General features: G+C 61.3%; 14 protein-coding genes. 10 read left to right on the top strand and 4 right to left on the bottom strand.

Translation table 11 applies throughout. The features are described from left to right. Nucleotides 1–61: 61 nt before the first annotated feature. Nucleotides 62–1432: a hypothetical protein gene (locus tag NKJ81_RS04895; protein ID WP_352539815.1), complete on the top strand. Its 1371-nt coding sequence runs from the start codon at nt 62–64 to the stop codon at nt 1430–1432. Then, the gene (locus NKJ81_RS04900; RefSeq protein WP_352540025.1) at nt 1375–2595 is read left to right on the top strand and encodes a mechanosensitive ion channel family protein; all 1221 of its coding nucleotides are present in this window, start codon (nt 1375–1377) and stop codon (nt 2593–2595) included. The genes NKJ81_RS04895 and NKJ81_RS04900 overlap by 58 nt, the downstream gene beginning before the upstream one ends. A gap of 199 nt (nt 2596–2794) precedes the next feature. Here NKJ81_RS04900 and msrA read toward each other — a convergent pair whose 3' ends face one another. From msrA to NKJ81_RS04920, 4 genes are all read right to left on the bottom strand, one after another. Further along, complete coding sequence (gene msrA, locus NKJ81_RS04905; RefSeq protein WP_352539816.1) at nt 2795–3523, bottom strand: peptide-methionine (S)-S-oxide reductase MsrA; 729 nt, start codon at nt 3521–3523, stop codon at nt 2795–2797. Between the two features lie 77 nt (nt 3524–3600). After that, nucleotides 3601–3915, bottom strand: coding sequence for a hypothetical protein (locus NKJ81_RS04910; RefSeq protein WP_352472837.1), 315 nt, complete (start codon nt 3913–3915; stop codon nt 3601–3603). Between the two features lie 78 nt (nt 3916–3993). Then, entirely contained in the window at nt 3994–4710 is a 717-nt protein-coding gene (locus NKJ81_RS04915) for a DUF1223 domain-containing protein (RefSeq protein WP_502904271.1), read from the bottom strand. 184 nt (nt 4711–4894) lie between these two features. Then, entirely contained in the window at nt 4895–5980 is a 1086-nt protein-coding gene (locus NKJ81_RS04920) for a TadE/TadG family type IV pilus assembly protein (protein WP_352539817.1), read from the bottom strand. Nucleotides 5981–6138: 158 nt separating this feature from the next. Between NKJ81_RS04920 and lepA the strand changes: the two genes are divergently transcribed. The 8 genes from lepA (at nt 6139) to NKJ81_RS04960 (ending at nt 19324) form a co-directional block, all read left to right on the top strand. Further along, nucleotides 6139–7944, top strand: coding sequence for a translation elongation factor 4 (lepA, locus tag NKJ81_RS04925; RefSeq protein WP_352539818.1), 1806 nt, complete (start codon nt 6139–6141; stop codon nt 7942–7944). Between the two features lie 1052 nt (nt 7945–8996). Then, nucleotides 8997–10334, top strand: a complete 1338-nt coding sequence (locus NKJ81_RS04930) for a protein kinase domain-containing protein (protein ID WP_352539819.1) — start codon at nt 8997–8999, stop codon at nt 10332–10334. Continuing rightward, nucleotides 10331–11506, top strand: coding sequence for an AAA family ATPase (locus tag NKJ81_RS04935; RefSeq protein WP_352539820.1), 1176 nt, complete (start codon nt 10331–10333; stop codon nt 11504–11506). Before NKJ81_RS04930 ends, NKJ81_RS04935 begins: the two co-directional genes overlap by 4 nt. Nucleotides 11507–11994: 488 nt before the next feature. After that, nucleotides 11995–12948 carry a hypothetical protein gene (locus NKJ81_RS04940; RefSeq protein ID WP_352539821.1) on the top strand — a complete coding sequence of 318 codons (954 nt, stop codon included), beginning with the start codon at nt 11995–11997 and terminating at the stop codon, nt 12946–12948. A 232-nt stretch (nt 12949–13180) separates the two neighbouring features. Then, a complete protein-coding gene (locus NKJ81_RS04945; RefSeq protein WP_352539822.1) occupies nt 13181–13555 on the top strand; it encodes a hypothetical protein in 375 nt (124 codons plus the stop codon). Nucleotides 13556–13980: 425 nt separating this feature from the next. After that, complete coding sequence (locus tag NKJ81_RS04950) at nt 13981–14604, top strand: CDGSH iron-sulfur domain-containing protein (RefSeq protein ID WP_352539823.1); 624 nt, start codon at nt 13981–13983, stop codon at nt 14602–14604. Between the two features lie 252 nt (nt 14605–14856). Continuing rightward, complete coding sequence (locus NKJ81_RS04955) at nt 14857–16884, top strand: hydantoinase/oxoprolinase N-terminal domain-containing protein (protein ID WP_352539824.1); 2028 nt, start codon at nt 14857–14859, stop codon at nt 16882–16884. Nucleotides 16885–17152: 268 nt separating this feature from the next. Next, nucleotides 17153–19324: a malate synthase G gene (locus NKJ81_RS04960; RefSeq protein ID WP_352539825.1), complete on the top strand. Its 2172-nt coding sequence runs from the start codon at nt 17153–17155 to the stop codon at nt 19322–19324. Nucleotides 19325–19491: the final 167 nt, after the last annotated feature.

Below are 19491 nucleotides of genomic sequence, written 5' to 3' on the forward strand. Positions count from 1 at the left end.
AAGCGGAATAACCTTCTCTGGCCGGACCAGCAGAATCGCCGGCAAGAAGAAGGGCAACAGAATGAACCCCTTTTTTGCGGCAGGACAGGATCGGCTGCTGCTTTTGCTGATCCGGACGGTCGCGCTGATCGGCGCACTCGCGCTTGCCGGCCTGCTGCCGGCCATGCCGCAGGCGCATGCCCAGGACGCGGCCAACTGGACGGGCGTGTGGGACACGAAGTGGCGCGGCGGCGGCGCCCAGATCAAGTTCGAGCAGACCGGCACTGACGTAAAGGGCGTGTACCCGCTTTATAACGGCCGTATCGAGGCCAAGGCCGAAGGCGACAAGCTTGTCGGCCACTGGTTCGAAGGCGACCGCCAAGGCGCCTTCACCTTCGTCCAATCGCCTGACGGCGGCAGCTTCATGGGCCGCTTCGATGCCGCCACCGCCGAATGGTGGACAGGTGTGCGCGTCAGCGCCGTCGAGGACGTCCGTGTCGACCAGTCGAGCCCGATGAGCACCATGCGCTCGTTCCTGCAGACGATGAACGAGAGCGGCGCCGACAATGTGCCGCGCGCCGCCGGCGGCGGCATGGGTCTTGCCGGTCTGGCAGCGGGTCTCGTCGACGTCACCGAGGCCGACCGCGGCGGCCTCAACATGCCCGATTACACCAAGCTTCTGTTCACCGTCATCGACAACGCGACGTTCCGCCTGTGGAGCCTGCCGCATGATGCGATTTCCGGAGACGAGGTGACGGCGACGCTGCCGCAATACGGCACCAGGGTCTCCTTCGCCGTCACTTTTCGCCGCAAGAATGGCGACTGGTTCATCGTCGGGCCGCCACTTGGCCAGCTCCAGGCAAAGCTGGCCGAATTCCAGGAAGCGCGTGGCGAAGCCGTCGACATGGTCGACGATCCGAGCAGGCTCGCCTCGCCGCGCGACACGTTCAAGGTACTGTTGAGCGGCCTCACCGAAGCCGGCGACCCGGCCCAGGCGGCGCTCGACCTGCGCAACTACAGTCAGGCGGTGCGTGGCGACGAGGCGTTCCTGCTCGAGCGCTATCTCAAAAAGGTCATCGACCGCATCGGCTACGTCTATTGGCAGGAGATCCCCGACGATCCGAAGAGCAACACCCCCTCGTCTATTTCGAGCATCCCGCCGGCAACATCGTCATCGGCCCGGTCGAGACTGAGAAGGGCAAGATCTGGCAGTTCACGCCCGAGACGCTCGCCCACATCCGCGCGCTCTACGCCGATGTCGAAGACATGCCGGTGGCGCCGGAATTCGCCGCCTTCGCCAGCACCGACCCGTTCTTCATCGCCCGTGGCCTCGCCCGCGAGATCAGCCCCGGCCTGCTCACCCGCGCCGGCCCGATGGAGCGCTGGCAATGGTCGATGCTCGGCCTTGCCGCACTGGCCGGCATCGTCTTCGGTTTCATCGCCAATGCGCTGATTTCCTTGTTTGTGCGAAGGACGGACAGCCCTGCCTTCTTCCGCATCGTCGAATGGGCGGTGCGCTCGATCGTGCTTGGCTTCTTCCTGCTGTTGACGCTGCGCCCGCTCGGTCTGCCGCAAGTGGTCGCCGCCCCGGTCAAGGCAATCGCCTGGAGCCTGGTCGTGATTGGCGCCGTGCCGGTGGTCTGGCACCTGATCGGCAAGGTCGCCGACCATTACCGTGGACTGTGGCAGGTGCCCGGCTATCACGACACGCTGATTTCGCTGTCCACCGGCGTGGCGCGCGTCGCCGTGCTGGTCGTCGCCTTCCTGCTGCTGGCCGAAGTGCTCGCCATCCCCTACGAAGGCGTCATTGCCGGTCTCGGCATCGGCGGTTTGGCGGTGGCGCTGGCCGCGCAGCCGACGCTGCAGAACTTCCTCTCCGGCCTGACGCTCTATGCCGATCGGCCGGTCAGCGTCGGCGACTTCTGCAAGTTTGGCGACCAGTCCGGGACGATCGAGCATATCGGCATGCGCTCCACCCGCATCCGGTCGCTCGACCGCACGATCATCTCGGTGCCGAACTCGGATTTCGCCGGCATGCAGATCGAGAACTACGCGCATCGCGACCGCACCAGGTTCGCAACGACGCTGCAGCTGCGCTACGAAACGACGCCCGATCAGCTACGTTACGTCCTGGCCGAGCTGCGCAAGCTGCTGATTGCCCATCCGCGCGTCATCGATGAGCCGTGCCGCGTGCGCTTTGCCGGCTTCGGCGCCTATTCGCTCGATATCGACGTGTTCACTTATGTCAAAACCGCCGACGTGGCCGATTTTCAAGCCATACGCGAGGACATCCTGTTGTCCATGATCAACATCATGGATGATGCCGGCGCGCAGTTCGCCTTCCCTTCGTCACTGGAATACAGAGCCACCGACCTTCCGGTCGACGACGAAAAACGCATCGCCGCGGAGAAAAGGGTCAGCGCTTGGCGCGAGGCGCAAAACCTGCCTTTCCCCGACTTCAGCCAGATCGACAAATTCGCCCTCAACAACACACTTGCCTACCCGCCTGAGGGCTCGGCGCATTATCGCGAGACAGAACCCGACCCGGACTCGGCCGAGGCAAAGGCGACGCTGGAGAAGGTGCGCTGGAGCCTGCCCTGGAAAAAGGGGGAGTAGTGCGAAGCGCGGGGCCTGCTGATCTCCCCTCTTGAGGGGGAGATGTCGCTGAAAGCGACAGAGGGGGTCGCCGCGCGTGGAGTGCCAACTTCGTCTTCCTCGATATGCCGGACCGCGTCGCGCCAACCGAACCGACCCCCTCTGGCCTGCCGGCCATCTCCCCCTCAAGAGGGGAGATCAGCAGGCCCCCCGCAAAAGCTCAGCTCTTGTTGGCGGCCAGCACCAGCACCGGCTTTTCGCTGTAGAGGTTGGGGAACAGCCGCTTCAGATTCTCGACCTTGGGCAGATCATTGTAGACGATATAGGGATAGGTCGGGTTGAGCGTCAGAAAGTCCTGGTGATAGTCCTCGGCCGGATAGAAGGTCTTGCCGGTCTCCAGCGTCGTCACGATCGGCTTGGGAAACACCTTGGCCTTGTCGAGCTGGGCGATGTAGCTTTCGGCGATCTTTTTCTGTGCGTCGTTTTCGGCAAAGATCGTCGAACGGTACTGGGTGCCGCTGTCCGGGCCCTGGTAGTTCAGTTGCGTCGGGTTGTGCGCGACCGAGAAATATACCTGCAGCAGCTGGCCGTAGGTCACCTTGGACGGCTCGTAGGTGATCTCGACGGATTCGGCATGGCCCGTCCGGCTGGTGCCGACCATTTCATAAACGGCCGTGTCCTGGTCGCCGCCGGCATAGCCGGAAACGGCGCTGGTGACGCCCTTGATGTGCTGGAACACGCCTTGCACACCCCAGAAGCAGCCGCCGGCGAAGACCGCCTTTTCGGTGCCGGCGGTGGCCTTCTCGTCCATTGCCGGCGGCGGGATCACCACCGCGTCTTCGGCCGAGACTGCCGGCGTCTGCCAGAATACGGCCGCGGCGGCCGTGAGGATGAGCGCGGCAAGTGCTGCTTTTGCGAAAATCGACGATCGTTTCACGGCTCCGGTCATGTCTGATCTCCCATGATGCTGGTTTGGATTATACGACGGATAGGTCCGCCGGGCTCTCACATTGCTGTGCGCATCGCCTATTTGGTCGGAGCCATGGCATCGCAGGCCTTGGTCGCTTCGGCTTTCTTCATGGCGTCCGTCTCGGCGGCGGCCTTGTTCATGCAGTCGGCCTTCATCGGATCGCCCGCCCTCATCGCGGTCGTGGCCATCGCGTCAGCGGCCATGGCGCCGGCCGGCTTCATGGCATCCGTTGCCGGCTTCATGGCGTTTGTCGCCATCGCCGGCTTCATCGCATCTTCGGCCCGCGCCGCGCCTCCTGCGAACAGCGCCGTCGAGCAAAGTGCGAAGGCGAGTGCCGCCAGGGTCGGGCGATTGGTCAAACGATTGGTCATGATGATCTCCTAGGGTTCTGGCAGGGTTGATCGCATGCGGCGGCGCCGCTGCGCGTTGTGAAAATTTCGGCAGGGTTTCTAGTTCGTAGCGGCAGCAAGGATCGGCCCGCCGCCCGGCACCTGCACCAGCACCGCTGTGCTGAGGCCGCCCGTCGCCGCCGGCAGCGGCAGTGCGGTGGCGTCGCCGGTCCAACTGCCCAGCCTGGTCAGCGAATGCACGACGTTGGCGTGCGGCAGCGTGCGGCCGGTGTTTTCGCCGCGCGCCACCGGCACGTCGACGATGCCCTTGCCGTAACGCACCAGCCAGACGTCGGCCTTGCCGCCGGGCACCGGACCGGCGCCGATGCTGACCTTTCCGCCGGCGAGCGACAGCGAAGGTCCGTCACCGTGGCCGCCGCTCGAAATCAGCTGCTCGATCTCGCCCGGCCTGGCGCCGACCGCATCGGCCCTGCCGTTGACCACCACTTGCGGCGTGAACGGGCCGGAACGGCCGAGCGACGGTTCATAGCGGACCTGGCGCTGCGTGAATTCTTCTTTGCCGAATGTGTCCTTCCAGCCGAGATAGTCCCAGTAGGTGACGTTGAAGGACAGCGCCAGCACGCCGGGCCGGTCCTTGACCTTGATCAGATTGGCGTTGGCCGGCGGACAGGACGAGCAGCCCTGGCTGGTGAACAGCTCTACGACCGTCAGCGTCTGTCCGGCGGCCGCGCTGGTTGCCGACAGCACAGTCGCGGAAAACAGTGCCGCGGCGAGCCCCATCAGGGCTGTGCGTCGTTTCGCTGTCGATCCGGGCATCGCATTTCTCCTGCGCAGACATCGTTTCATGTCAACACTTCGCCGCCGACGCACGCTTCGTTACAGCATCACCGCTTCGTGATTGAGGAGAAGTCCGAGTTCCTAGAGCATTAGCGAAAGCCGAGGCGATGTCCGATCTCCCCCCTTGAGGACCACAAGGGGGAGATCGGCACTCAAGTCGCCCCTATTGTGTGAGCACGGTTTCCGAAGGCCGCTTGTTGAACGCGCACTTGCCGGTCACAAAATAGGAAAAATCGGCATCATCTATGGTGTTGTTGGTAAGTGATCCGCCATCTTCCCACGCTTGACTGCTGGTGATGCCGCACGGCACGGCCTCAAAGATGTCGACAGTCGTATTGGCCAGCGTCTTGACCTTGTCGATGAACAATCGGTCGGACGTGGCCGGATCGTCCGATCGCAGGGTGTCTTTCGTGCCCGACGCCAGATAGCCGCCGCCAAGACCAGGATTGGGATTCGGAATCTTCATCTCCAGAGACAGGTTATCCATGTCCTTCACGTCGATCACCGCACCGGCGCCGGTCGCGGGATACATCGTGTTGACGCAGGTGGTTGCGTATTTCCTGGTGCCGCTGATCTGAGTGATTGTGCCGGTGGGCAAGCCATAGAAGCTGGTCACCGTGACGGTCGTGCATACTTGTTTCTGGACCAGCGTCTCCGTCGTTCCGTTGATCGTGTAAACAGAGGACGTCCCGTAGCCTTTGGGATCGCCAAACCTGTTGTACGCGTAGGAGATCCTCATCAGCTTGTTGGCCACCGTGTCCCCGAATTTGGTGCCGTAGAGCGTCACCGTCTTGTCCCACCAGCCAGAGATCTTGTCGACCTTGAACGTGGCCTCCACCAATGCCGGCCGCTTTGTCACTGCCGACGCAACGCCGACCTGCACCGTGTTGATCCTGGCGATCTGCATGAAATTCGTCGGCATGGCAAAGCCGGCCGAAGCCTTGATGCTGGCGGCGCCGTCGGTGGCGACGACGAAGCTGTCGAGCTTGGCCGTGCCTTGCCCGCCATTGGCCAGATATGAGTCCTGCAGGCTTACCTGGCGGTCCGCCAACGTCGTGGTCGTCGCAAGCGTCGTGATCGACAGCGACGCTGCATCGAGGGCGTTCTGCATCGATGCCCTGGTTGAAACCGCGGAGGTATAGTCGGTGGAAAAACCCAATGCGGCAACCATCGGGATAAGCAAGATGGCGAGCAATGGCGCGAACGAGCCGCTCACCGATCTGAGAAGTTTGCGTGCTGACAGCGGCATTCCGATCCCCCGAAACGGCGATAGACCGGTGGGTTATCACGCCGGGCGCAAACTATGCTCTAATCTCATGGATCAAAGTTTAACGACTTTGCCGCCCCGCCGCCGCACCCGCGTCCCGCCGCTTGCCGATGTAGCGTGCCCCTGCTAAAGCGCGCCGCATGACCACGCCGATCAAGAACATCCGCAACTTCTCCATCGTTGCCCATATCGACCATGGCAAATCCACGCTTGCCGACCGGCTGATCCAGTCGACCGGCGGGCTGGAGCTGCGCGACATGAAGGAGCAGGTGCTGGACTCGATGGACATCGAGCGCGAGCGCGGCATCACCATCAAGGCGCAGACGGTGCGGCTGAAATACCGCGCCAACAATGGACAGGATTATGTCCTCAACCTGATCGACACGCCCGGCCATGTCGACTTCGCCTATGAAGTGTCGCGCTCGCTCGCCGCCTGCGAAGGTTCGCTGCTCGTCGTCGACGCCTCGCAGGGAGTCGAGGCGCAGACGCTGGCCAATGTCTATCAGGCCATCGACAACAACCACGAGATCGTCGTGGTGCTGAACAAGGTCGACCTGCCCGCCGCCGAGCCCGAGCGCATCCGCGAACAGGTCGAGGAGGTGATCGGCATCGACGCCTCCAACGCCGTGCTGATCTCGGCCAAGACCGGGCTTGGCATCCCCGACGTGCTGGAAGCGATCGTCAACGATCTGCCGCCGCCGCGCGAGGGCGACATCGCGGCCCCGCTGAAGGCGATGCTGGTCGACAGCTGGTACGACGCCTATCTCGGCGTCATCGTGCTGGTCCGCATCATCGACGGCGTCTTGAAGAAGGGCCAGACCATCCGCATGATGGGTACCGGCGCCAGGTACCTGGTCGAGCGCACCGGCGTCTTTACGCCGGCCCGCATCAATGTCGACGAGCTCGGCCCCGGCGAGTTCGGTTTCTTCACCGGCTCGATCAAGGAGGTTGCCGACACCCGCGTCGGCGACACCATCACCGAGGACAAGCGGCCGACGGCACAGGCCCTGCCCGGCTTCAAGCCGGCACAGCCGGTGGTGTTCTGCGGCCTGTTCCCGGTCGACGCCGCCGATTTCGAGGATCTGCGCGCCGCTGTCGGCAAGCTGCGCCTCAATGACGCGTCCTTTTCGTTTGAAATGGAAACCAGCGCGGCACTCGGCTTCGGCTATCGCTGCGGCTTCCTCGGCCTGCTGCATCTCGAAATCATCCAGGAGCGGCTGGAGCGCGAGTTCAATCTCGACCTCATCGCCACCGCGCCTAGCGTCGTCTACCGCCTGCTTTTGAACGACGGCTCGGTCAAGGAACTGCACAACCCGGCCGACATGCCCGACGTCGTCAAGATTGCGGCCATCGAGGAGCCGTGGATCCGCGCCACCATCCTCACCCCCGACGACTATCTCGGCGGCATCCTGAAGCTCTGCCAGGACCGGCGCGGCATCCAGGCCGACCTGTCCTATGTCGGCAAGCGCGCCATGCTGATCTACGATCTGCCGCTCAACGAGGTGGTCTTCGACTTCTACGACCGGCTGAAGTCGATCTCCAAGGGCTACGCCTCCTTCGACTATCACCTCACCGACTACAAGGAAGGCGACCTGGTCAAGATGTCGATCCTGGTCAACGAAGAGCCGGTCGATGCGCTGTCGATGCTGGTCCACCGGACGGCGGCGGAAAAGCGCGGCCGCCAGATGTGCGAGAAGCTGAAGGAGCTGATCCCGCATCATCTGTTCAAGATCCCGATCCAGGCGGCGATCGGCGGCAAGGTCATCGCCCGCGAGACCATCTCGGCGCTGCGCAAGGACGTCACCGCCAAATGCTACGGCGGCGACGTCTCGCGCAAGCGCAAGCTGCTCGACAAGCAGAAAGAGGGCAAGAAGCGGATGCGGCAGTTTGGGAAAGTGGACATCCCGCAGGAGGCGTTTATCCAGGCGCTGAAGATGGGGGATTGAGAAGCCGGTTGGCGCGCACAGCGCGCCAAGCCATCGATCCAGTGAATCGATGGCAGGCTTCGAAAGCGGGGGAGCTGCCGGAGGCAGCGGGCCCCCGCCAGCGCAGCGCTGAAGCTGCATGGTGGAGATTATTCTCCGGGAGGCGGCGCTGGACGATCTTCGGGGGGAGGCGGAGGTTCCCCTAAAGCGGCAGCGATCTCTCGAAAAATCCCGTCTATATTTGCGAAAATCAGCCGGCCTAGATCTGCAACCTCCGGTGCGTCGCCAAGACGAATGAGGCGCATCGTTCTTACGCACAAGACACCGATGTCGTCAGGCCCATTGTCCGCTATTTGATAAGCAGGCCGGATTGAAGAGAGGATCGCTCGGACCAGTCTTGGTTCCAGTCGTGGCGCCGCAGTATTCCAAACATGAATGGCGACAGACTGGTCCCCAACCCGGAGGCCAAAGTTCGGCTTAAAGGTAACCGAAAATGTTCCTCCAGAGCTTCGCACCGTAATCGCTGGACACTCCAAAATTGCGCCTGGATTTAGAGTTCTCCAGGCATCCAGTCGCTGGAGGCCAAGTTGGGCAGATCGTCTCTCTGGCGCTTGTGCGATTGTTGAAGTCGCGGTCAACAAACTCTCTAACGACTCTCCAGCCATCAACCGGTGGCAGAGTCTGCGGAGGCTGCTATGAAAATCGTAGCCGCCTTCTCGCGGCCTAGATCTCCGGTGCAGTTCAGTTCGTTGCGGGTGGACGTTCATATGAACGATTCGCAAGAAAGCAGAAATTCCAAAGTTCGGCATGGAGCGCTCAACCTCGCGACTTCACGATCCACTACTTAGCTCATCTAGCATACAATTGTAACTACATACAAATTGGCATGATTATCAGATCCATAGCGCCTATCGAGCCATGGGGCTGTAAAAATAAACCATTTCTTTTATACCCTCCAGAATTTGACCGATTAGTCGAGCGGGTCAGCGGCATAGCTCCTGTGTACACGGCCCTATTACGCATTGACTTTTGCAGCGCAGAAAACTTCTATGTCAGCGGCTTGGGAGTGTTGCGTGGACGATTCTGGCGAAGAAGCACAGATTGCGGAGCGTTGGTGCAAAGCCAAGGGCCTCGGTTGGTCAGTTAGCGGCATCGCGGGCGTAGGTGGAACCGCATCCACGTTCTCCTTGATATCGCCAGAAGGCGCGCGCGCCTTGAAGATAATCAACAACGAATTTTCTACAGGGCGGCGAGAAAAGGAAACCGCAAATCGAATCTCAAAGCAGGTCTCGCTAGGTGAGCACGATTGTCCTTACTTGATCCAAACTTACGACGGCGGAAAATTCGAAAGCAGATATTTCCTGTTAATGAATCGGGCGCCTGGTCACGAGCTTTCCACGAAACTTGATTCGGTCCCAAGAAGTGAAATAAGGGGTATTGTATCTCAGGTAGCCACTGCCTGCGCATTTTTGAGATCGCGAAACGTTGCACACCGAGATATAAAGTCCGCGAATTTATTTATATCCGAGGATTATAAAACTACGACGTTATTGGACTTGTCGGTATTAAGAGATATATACGATCCGGTTGGGCTCGGAACAGATCACGATGGTCAGCTTCCGGTGGTTGCGACCTCTAGGTATTCTCCGCCTGAATATCTCTTTCGGTTGGAACCTCCGAGCGCCGAACTGTGGCATGCTTTAGATATCTACCAACTCGGTGGAGTTCTGCACGACCTAGTGATGTGCGAGCAGATGTTTCATCAAGAGTATTCGTCCTCAAGTGAGAACCGCTATCGCTTCGCTTGGCTCGTTGCGACTCGGGAGCCCGTCGTAAACGCCTTGGATGTTGACCCAGACTTGTTACTTCTGGCGCGGCGCGCATTAGACAAAGATTGGCGTCGGCGAGCTCAACTATCACTTGATGATTTTCAGATGGAGAATCGAACTCTTAGCTCGATCACTCTTCAGTTGTTGGGGTCGAAAGTCGGGACGCAAAAACCCGCAGAGACACCCAAATCTGCGCTAAGGACCCGTCTGTCGTCGATCGTTCTGGACTTGGAAGCACAGCTGGCCTTTCGGCTCTCGGCAATGGAAATTCAGGCGACGCACAGAGTGGAAGACGTTGCAGAGCTGCAGAAATCCATCGTTCTTCGATGGGAACGCCCTTCTGGCGACGGACTAGAGGCTGCATCATTTTCACTGAGGATTGATGTCGAGGTGTTGCACCCCCCTATCGCGATAAAAATCTCAGTTGTCTTTGAGATGGTGGAGGGTAGCGATGCCATAGCAAAGAACGTTTCGCTGCCCGACTATGCCGATGCGGATGGGATAGAGTCGAGAATAGAGCAGGATTTGGTGCAGTCATTTGTCGAAATGGCAAGCAGGCTTACGCGAGAGCAGTCAAAATGAGTTTGTGGTGGACTGGCAAAGATCAACTAGATGATACGCAACGAGCACTGATCGAGGATTTGCCGCTGCGAGAAAACCACATGATTCTTGGTCCTCCTGGCTGCGGTAAGACGAACGTTTTACTTAGAAGAGCTCAGTTTCTACGCAGTCAGAGTATGCCAGGAGTTATGGTTCTGAGTTTCACACGGCCTTTGGTAGAGTTTGTTAAGACTGGATGCTACGACGGCAGGCGCGAAATATTTCCGCCCTCGCTTATCATGACGGTCGAAGGTTGGATACGTAGCCTTTATCGGTCGCACAAAGTTGCCCTGCCTGTGAGGGGACCCAATGACAGCCTGGCGCTGTGGAAGCGAACGCTTGCTGGTGGCGCTTTGGGGTTTTCAACAAACTCGCTGGTCCCAAAATTTGACGCCATTCTTGTTGATGAGGGCCAGGACTTATATCTGGAGGAACTTCAGCTGGTAAAAGAATGGGCGGATGTTGTCTTCTTCGTGGGGGACAGTCGTCAGAAGATCTACCGAGATTCCGATGGTTTGGGCGCTGTCGAGGCGACGTTTCCTGGAATGACGGTAAAGACACTTAAGTTTCATTACCGTCTCGCCCCAGAGCTTTGTCGGGTCGCCGATAGGATTCTTAACTCGCAGTCCGGGGAAACGCTGTCTTCGACTTCATTGTACAAGGGTCCGAAGCCTGGGCATGCCGAGACACATGGGCCTCTAGGTAAAGGGTCGCAAATAGCTGCGGTCATCGATAAACTCAAAACGCAGACAAGAGTCTATTCGACTCTTATCGAGCAGGGGGACAAGTTGGGTGTGATTGTACCAAGAGGGCAGGATCGGCAGGCCGTTTTCGACGCCTTTGAGGCAGACGCCGAATTAAGTGGATTGTCTCAGATCATTCGCGCGCGTTCCATCGATTTATCCGATTCTAACTTCGACCCTTCGTTCGACCCAGATCGACCCATTTCAATCGTGACCGAGGCTGGTAGCAAGGGCTTAGAATTCAGAGCCGTGCATTGGCTTTTTTGTGACGATCTACGCCATATACGTCAAACCGAGACCTACTACACGGTGATTACAAGACCTAAAACTAGTATGGATGCATACTTTGATGGCACTCTCCCTCAGTCGCTCGCGGCATCATGCGCACCGAGCGACAAGGAACTGTGGTAATGGCCCGAGATTCGGATTTTACATACTTCCAAGCTACCGAAGACGAGGTGAATAAGCTCGTTGTAGGAGAAGGTGCTCGGGGTGGTTACGCTTGGCGTCCACAGCTCCCGAAACCAGCATACCGCCAAGGATCGATCGGGGTTTTGGTCGAAAATCCTCGGGATGAATACCTGCTTGGGCGTCCGGTCGCATTGGTCATAGACGAGGATGACAGCAGGCGACTATATGGGCGATTTGCAACCCTACGATCTGATTTTTCACCTCTTTCAGCCTGGTGCCATATCCTACCCAGAAGGCTATTCGACAGCCTAGACGACTCAGAGCGGGAAGCAGATTTAGGCGGTCTCGAGGCCGCTTGGATTGGGCTTATTGTTGCTGAAGCCTGTATCTTAGCGAACCGACCCGTTAGCCGAGTTTCAATTGCGTCATGTACGGCTACGCAGTCGTTCACGCTTGCCCGGTCAGGCGCTTTGTGGCCATTTGTTGCCATGCCCGATGTGATCGATCGGTATGATTCAGCACAGCGACTAATTCGTTCTTCGCCTCCGAAAGTTGACGAACTTCGCGAGAAGTTGCTCCCTGTTTGGCTAACCTTGTTCGGAATCTACGGCAAAGACAACGGTGCATCAAATCCCTATTTGGTCTTATCGGAACTTCTTCGTGAACTCATACAGCTCAGGCGAATGGGTAGGAAAGACGAGATCGTTTATATTGAACGGGCCGTCTCATCCGCGCTGCCTCCCGGATATAGATTATCTAACATTGAAGAATTGAAGCCTGAAGACCGCGTCAATTTATTTGATTTGATTATTAAAGCTATTGATGGCGGAAATAGTGATCAGAGAAGCGTTAGCATCCTGTGCTTTCTGGCTGGATATATAGTGACAATAGCAGCAGGGGGCACACCTAGCCTAGGCCTTGCGGAAAAAGTCTCTGGCAAGTGGCCGCAGATATTGGCATGGGCGTTCTTGATCGGCTCTCTGGGTGAGAGAGTGCTGTGGAACTCGGGGTTCGACGGCCTTGGGCGGCTAGTGACCAAGGAGCTACTGAAAAGCTTTCGCTTAACAGACTATCCGAGCTGCGATATCTTTTTGGACGAAGGCGAAGTTCTTGTTGACAAGAAGCTTTCTGACCCGCTGATTCATTTGAAGATTAAGCAGCAACGCATCATAAGTGTTGGGATACTTCCCGGTGTTGCATTAACGGTCCCGATCGACGAGCAGGTTGCCACCCCGCAACGTCCTCCGGTCGCATATGAGAAGGTAGTCGCGGGGGGGCAACGCGCCCTTTTTGGGCGAGATATCAACGATATCGTTGATCTCCTTTGGCCGAGATTCCGTGATAAAATCCGAGCCGAGTTCTCACCGGAAAGCGAGGTAACCGGTCGAGGTCGATCAAAGAAAAAGGAGCCATCGCAGGAGCGGCTTCCTTTCAAGAAGTAGCGAGCACCCGCTCAAATTCGGGCCATGATTTGGGTGGCCGCCGCGTGCGGGCCGGTTTTCCGGCTCTCGCCGTCGGTTTTCTTGGCTGGTCGACCTGGATACTTCTGAAGCTCGACCGATGAGACGATGGGGAGCCACAAGAGCGGCCGGAGGGAGTCTTCCTTAGCAGCGCTCGTCATGCCATGCTCTCCCGCGCGCCAGACAGGCCGTGTCGTTCCGGGGGGAAATCATCATGTCGTCCTACGCTTTCGTGCGCCGCGTCGCCGCGTCGCTGTTCATTGTCACGCTGTTTGCGCCCGTCGCGCATGCCGGCGATGTCACCTTCGAGATCAAGAACAGCCATCCGAACGCCATGCGCGTCGAGCTCTACAGCCAGGACCGCGATCATGTCTGGCCGGGCAACAATCAGGATTACTATCTCAACGATGGCGAGACCAAGTCGATCCCGCTGTCCTGCAGTGACGGCGAATCGATCTGCTACGGCGCCTGGGTCGACGGCGACGAGAATACCTATTGGGGCGTCGGCCCCGGCAATACGGAAAAGTGCGACGATTGCTGCTACACCTGCAGTGGCGGCGAGACCGAGGAAATCGATCTGGTTCCGTGACGTGGCAGATCTCCCCCCTTGAGGGGGAGATGTCGCCAAAGGCGACAGAGGGGGTCGCCGCGCATAGAGCGCCAACCTGTTCTGCAGCAGTAGGCCGAGTCCGGTCGTGCCGACCCCCTCTGGCCGCTGCGCGGCCATCTCCCCCTCGAGGGGGGAGAGGGCCGTCCCGCGAGTGCAGGCCGGCACCGGAATTCAAAGCTGAAACAAAAAACCCGCCTCGGCAGGCGGGTCGTTGGAGCCAATTGGCACCATATGTAAATTAGTAGCATAGCTGCCGGCACAAAGCAAGAACAAATGTGGTGCTGCGAGCAAAAAATGGGAATTCCCTTAGCGCCGCGCCCGAGGTCGGCCCTCACGAGGGGGAGAATGCTGCCTTGACGTCGTCCTGACTGTCGCCATAGCGTAGTCCGACAGGAGACCCACCCATGGCAGTGGTCGAAGGCGAGAAGATCGACATCGGCTTTTCGGGAAAACGCTGCATCCATTCGCGCAACTGCGTGCTTGGCGATCCGCATGTTTTCGTGCCCAACGCGCCCGGCCAGTGGATCCATCCGGATGCGGCCAGCGTCGAGAAGATCGTGGCGCTCGCCGAAGCCTGCCCGTCCGGCGCCATCACCTATGTCCGCAAGGATGGCGGGCCGCAGGAACAGCCGCCGGTGGTCAACATTGTGCGCATAAGGGAAAACGGTCCGCTTGCCGTCCATGCCGAGATTGTGTTGGGCGGCGAAACGTTTTACCGCGCCACGCTCTGCCGCTGCGGCGCCTCGGAAAACAAGCCGTTCTGCGACGGCAGCCACGCCAAGGCTGGCTTCACCGCCACCGGCGAGCCGGCGCTGAAGGACACGCCGGCGCTGGAGGTGCGGAATGGCCCGCTGACCGTCACGCCGACGACCAACGGCCCGCTCAAGCTCGAAGGCAATGTCGAAATCGTCACCGGCACCGGCCACACGGTCGACCGTACGCAACGCACCTTCCTCTGCCGCTGCGGCCACTCCGCCAACAAGCCGTTCTGCGATGGCTCGCACAAGCGCGTGGGGTTTGTGGGGTAGCCTAGCGATCTCCCCCCTTGAGGGGGAGATGTCGCCGAAGGCGACAGAGGGGGTCGGTACATCCTGACGCCAACGCCATCGCGGCCAGAGAATGCCGGCGCTCCACGCGAGACGCCCCCCTCTGGCCTGCCGGCCATCTCCCCCTCGAGGGTCCCTCGAGGGGGAGATTACGCTGCCTTGGCCCAGCGCTCGTGCCTTTATCGGCCCGTTCATATCCGCTAAGGGGCGGAGACGAATTCTCCGGACCCAAATATGACCGCCAAGCCCAAACCCTCACCCCTGTTCCTCGGCATCGACACCGGCGGCACCTATACCGACGCCGTGCTGTGGTCGGAGGCCGGCGGGCCAAGCGGCAAGGTGCTGGCCAAGGCCAAGGCGCTGACCACGCGGCATGATCTGGCGGTCGGCATCTCCGGCGCGGTCGATGCGGTGCTCGAAATGGCCGGCACCGACCCGGCAGCGATCAAACTGGTATCTATGTCGACGACGCTAGCCACCAACGCGCTGGTCGAGGGCCAGGGCGGCCGCGTGGCGCTGGTGATGATCGGCTTTGCCGAGGGCGACCTTGCCCGCGACGGGCTGAAGGCGGCGCTTGGCACCGACCCGGTGGTGTTCTGCCCCGGCGGCCACGATGTCCACGGCAATGCGGCAAAGCTCGATCTGTCCGGGCTGGAGGCAGCTTTGCCGGAACTGGAAAAGTCGGTGTCCGGCTTTGCCGTCTGCGCCTATTTCGCCACCCGCAACCCGGCGCATGAGCTAAGCGCGCGGAACCTGATCCGCGACAGGACCGGCCTGCCGGTCACTGCCAGCCACGAGCTCTCGGCCAAGCTCGGCGGCCCGCGCCGGGCGCTGACGACCCTGCTCAACGCCAGGCTGATCTCGATGATCGACCGGCTGGTCGCGGCGACCGAAGGCTTTCTCGCCGCCCGCGGCATTGCCGCCCCGCTGATGGTGGTGCGCGGCGACGGCGCTTTGGTCTCGGCCGCCTTCGCCCGCCAGCGGCCGATCGAGACTATCCTGTCCGGCCCGGCCGCCAGCCTGGTCGGCGCCCGCCACATGACCGGCCTCGACGATGCCGTGGTGTCCGACATCGGCGGCACCACCACCGACGTCGCCGTGCTCGACGGGGGCCGTCCCAGGCTCGATCCGGAAGGCGCCACCGTCGGTGGTTTCCGCACCATGGTCGAGGCCGTCGCCATGCGCACTTTTGGGCTCGGCGGCGATTCCGAAGTGGCGCTGGAGGACGGCGTGCTCAGCCCAAAAATCCTGCTCGGGCCGCGCCGCCTGGTGCCGCTGGCGCTGGCCGGCATGATGCATGGCGAGGCCGTCACGGCGGAGCTCGAACGCCAGCTGCGCGCACCCAATCCCGGCCGCATGGATGGCCGCCTGGCGGTCCGGACCGGCGTGCCGGAGCGGCTCGCCGCTGGGCTGACCGGCGCCGAAGCCAAGCTCTACGAGCTGATCGGTGCCGTGCCGCAGGCTCTCGACAGATTGCTGACCTCGAATGCCCAGAACGCCACCTTGAACCGGCTGGTGTCGCGCGGGCTGGTGCATATTGCCGGCTTCACGCCGTCGGATGCGGCGCATGTGCTGAGCAAGCAGGCCAATTGGGATGCGGCCGCGGCGCGTCTGGGTGCCGAGCTGTTCGCCCGCAAGCGCGACGGCCGCGGCCAGTTCATCGCCGCCTCGCCGGAGGCGATTTCCGAACGCGTGCTGACCGCGCTGACCCGTTTGTCGGCCGAAGTCATCCTCGAAACCGCCTTTGCCGAGGATGGGCTGGATGGCGCCGCGACCGTCGCCCACGCCTTGGTCCAGCGCGCCGTCGACGCGCATCCCGGCATCGCCCGCTTGAGCGTCGCGCTCGACCGTCCGGTGATCGGCCTCGGCGCCTCGGCGCCGCTGCATTATGCCGGTCTGGCCGAGCTGGTCGGCAATCGATGCGTGGTGCCGCAGGATACCGATGTCGCCAACGCGCTCGGCGCCGTCGTCGGCCAGGTCCGGGTATCGGCCGAGGCGCGGGTCAGCCAGCCCAAGGAAGGGCTGTTCCGCGTCGCCTCAGGCGAAAGCGTGCGCGATTTCAACGACGAAGCAGCGGCAATCGCCGCGGCGGAGAAAGATGTGCGGGCGATTGCCGCTGGACGGGCGAAGGACGCCGGCACCGACAGCGCCGAGATCGAAATCGCCAGCGAATACCGCGTCTCCACAGTAGAGGGCCAGCGCATGTTCATCGAGGCGCATGTCGTGGCGGTGGCGTCGGGACGGCCAAGGATTGCGGTGTGAGCGCGTAATCTCCCCCCTTGAGGGGGAGATGTCGCCGAAGGCGACCGAGGGGGTCGCCTCGCATGAAGCGCGACGCGATTTGGTGCAAAGAAGAGGTTGCACTTCCACGCGAGGCGACCCCCTCTGGCCTGCCGGCCATCTCCCCCACAAGGGGCCCTCAAGGGGGAGATCGGCAGCGAAAACGCCCTACCTTCACCCTGAGCTGAATTGACCCTGCCACCGTGACATGCCAAAGGCCCGGCCTAGCCTTTCGTCTGGAGAAGCCCTGATGACCGATCGCGTCGAGATCGCCGGATTGCGGATTGCCCGCGAGCTTCATGATTTCGTCGTGAACGAAGCGATGCCGGGCACCGGCATCGAGGCGGAGGCATTCTGGAACGGTTTTTCGGCGATCGTCCATGATCTCTCGCCAAAAAACCGGGCGCTGCTCGAAAAGCGCGATGCCATGCAGGACAAACTCGACCGCTGGTATCGCGACAATGGCGCGCCCGTCGACATGGAGGCCTACAAGACGTTCCTCCGCGAGATCGGCTATCTGCTGCCCGAGGGGCCGGCGTTCAGCGTGACCACCGAAAATGTCGACCCGGAAATCGCTTTGGTTGCCGGGCCGCAGCTGGTGGTGCCGGTGATGAACGCGCGTTATGCGCTGAATGCCGCCAATGCGCGCTGGGGCTCGCTGTACGATGCGCTCTACGGCACCGACGCTATCCCGGAGACGGCCGGCGCCGAGCGAGGCAACAAATTCAATCCGGCGCGCGGCGCCAAGGTCGTCGCCTGGGTGAAAAGCTTCTTCGACGAGGCGGTGCCGCTCACCACAGGCAAATGGGCCGGCGTCAACGGGCTTTCGGTCGCCAACGGCATATTGCGGCTCGGCGAGGGTGCCGGCGCCACCACGCTTGCCGACCTCAGACAGTTTGCCGGCTATCGCGGCGATGCCGCCGACCCCGAAGCCGTGCTGCTCACCAAGAACGGCCTGCACATCGAAATCGTCATCGACCGCAACAACCAGATCGGCCGCACCGATCCGGCCGGCATTGCCGATGTCGTGCTGGAATCGGCACTGACCACCATCCAGGACTGCGAGGATTCGATCGCCGCAGTGGATGCGCAGGACAAGGTGCTGGTCTACCGCAACTGGCTCGGCCTGATGAAGGGCGACTTGGCGGAGGAGATCACCAAGGCCGGCAAGAACTTTGTCCGCAGGCTCAACCCCGACCGCACCTATACCGCGCCCGATGGCGGCACGCTGACCTTGCCCGGCCGCTCGCTGATGCTGGTCAGGAATGTCGGCCACCTTATGACCAATCCGGCGATATCAGACCGCGACGGCAACGAGGTGCCGGAAGGCATTATGGATGCGGCGCTGACGGCGCTGATCGCGCTGCATGACGTTGGCGTGAACGGGCGCCGCGCCAATTCTCGCGCCGGCTCGATGTACATCGTAAAGCCCAAGATGCACGGGCCCGACGAAGTTGCCTTCGCCGTCGAGATTTTCGACCGCGTCGAAGCGCTGCTCGGCGTGCCCAAAAACACCATCAAGATGGGCATCATGGACGAGGAGCGGCGCACCACCGTCAACCTCAAGGAGGCGATCCGCGCCGCGAAAGAACGCGTCGTCTTCATCAACACCGGCTTCCTCGATCGCACCGGCGACGAGATACACACCTCGATGGAAGCCGGCCCGATGATCCGCAAGGGCGACATGAAGCAGGCCGCCTGGATTGCCGCCTACGAAGCCTGGAACGTCGACACCGGGCTGGAATGCGGGTTGGCCGGCCACGCCCAGATAGGCAAGGGCATGTGGGCGATGCCCGACCTGATGGCGGCGATGCTGGCCGAGAAAATCGTGCATCCCAAGGCCGGCGCCAACACCGCCTGGGTGCCATCGCCGACGGCGGCGACGCTGCACGCCACCCATTATCACAAGGTCGACGTCCATGCCGTGCAAGCGGCGCTGAAGAGCCGGCCCAAGGCAAAACTCGACGACATCCTGTCCGTGCCCGTCGCTGTGCGGCCGAACTGGTCTCAGGCGGACATCCAGAAGGAACTCGACAACAACGCGCAGGGAATTCTGGGCTATGTCGTGCGCTGGATCGACCAGGGCGTCGGCTGTTCGAAAGTGCCTGATATAAACGACATCGGTCTGATGGAGGACCGCGCCACGCTGCGCATCTCCTCGCAGCACATCGCCAACTGGCTCCATCACCGCGTCTGCACGCCCGAGCAGGTCATGGAGACGATGAAACGCATGGCGGCGATCGTCGACCGCCAGAACCAAGGCGATCCGCTCTACCGGTCGATGGCGCCGGATTTCGACAAGTCCATCGCCTTCCTCGCCGCCTGCGACCTGGTCTTCAAAGGCCGCATCCAGCCCAACGGCTACACCGAGCCGGTGCTGCACGCGCGGCGGCTGGAGCTGAAGGCGCGGGATAACGGCTGAACCGAAAGCACGATGCACGCCGGCCAAGGGTAGGCGCCGGCGTCCCCCTCCCCCTTGAGGGGAGGGTGGGCCGAAGGGCCGGGTGGGGTCGCCAATGCAGTGCGCCAACCCAATTCTGACGGTGCGCCTTAGGAGGAGCATCGCAACGCTCCGCACCTCGGTCGGTT

It is taken from the genome of Mesorhizobium sp. M0018 (genome assembly GCF_040323955.1).
GTDB lineage: Bacteria > Pseudomonadota > Alphaproteobacteria > Rhizobiales > Rhizobiaceae > Mesorhizobium.

Coding starts and splice junctions, on each gene's coding strand:
- NKJ81_RS04900 (WP_352540025.1), top strand. CDS start 1,375: ATGCTCGGCCTTGCCGCACTGGCCGGCATCGTCTTCGGTTTCATCGCC.
- msrA (WP_352539816.1), bottom strand. CDS start 3,523: ATGACCGGAGCCGTGAAACGATCGTCGATTTTCGCAAAAGCAGCACTT.
- lepA (WP_352539818.1), top strand. CDS start 6,139: ATGACCACGCCGATCAAGAACATCCGCAACTTCTCCATCGTTGCCCAT.
- NKJ81_RS04945 (WP_352539822.1), top strand. CDS start 13,181: ATGTCGTCCTACGCTTTCGTGCGCCGCGTCGCCGCGTCGCTGTTCATT.
- NKJ81_RS04955 (WP_352539824.1), top strand. CDS start 14,857: ATGACCGCCAAGCCCAAACCCTCACCCCTGTTCCTCGGCATCGACACC.
- NKJ81_RS04960 (WP_352539825.1), top strand. CDS start 17,153: ATGACCGATCGCGTCGAGATCGCCGGATTGCGGATTGCCCGCGAGCTT.
- NKJ81_RS04895 (WP_352539815.1), top strand. CDS start 62: ATGAACCCCTTTTTTGCGGCAGGACAGGATCGGCTGCTGCTTTTGCTG.
- NKJ81_RS04950 (WP_352539823.1), top strand. CDS start 13,981: ATGGCAGTGGTCGAAGGCGAGAAGATCGACATCGGCTTTTCGGGAAAA.
- NKJ81_RS04910 (WP_352472837.1), bottom strand. CDS start 3,915: ATGACCAATCGTTTGACCAATCGCCCGACCCTGGCGGCACTCGCCTTC.
- NKJ81_RS04920 (WP_352539817.1), bottom strand. CDS start 5,980: ATGCCGCTGTCAGCACGCAAACTTCTCAGATCGGTGAGCGGCTCGTTC.
- NKJ81_RS04935 (WP_352539820.1), top strand. CDS start 10,331: ATGAGTTTGTGGTGGACTGGCAAAGATCAACTAGATGATACGCAACGA.
- NKJ81_RS04940 (WP_352539821.1), top strand. CDS start 11,995: ATGCCCGATGTGATCGATCGGTATGATTCAGCACAGCGACTAATTCGT.
- NKJ81_RS04915 (WP_502904271.1), bottom strand. CDS start 4,710: ATGCCCGGATCGACAGCGAAACGACGCACAGCCCTGATGGGGCTCGCC.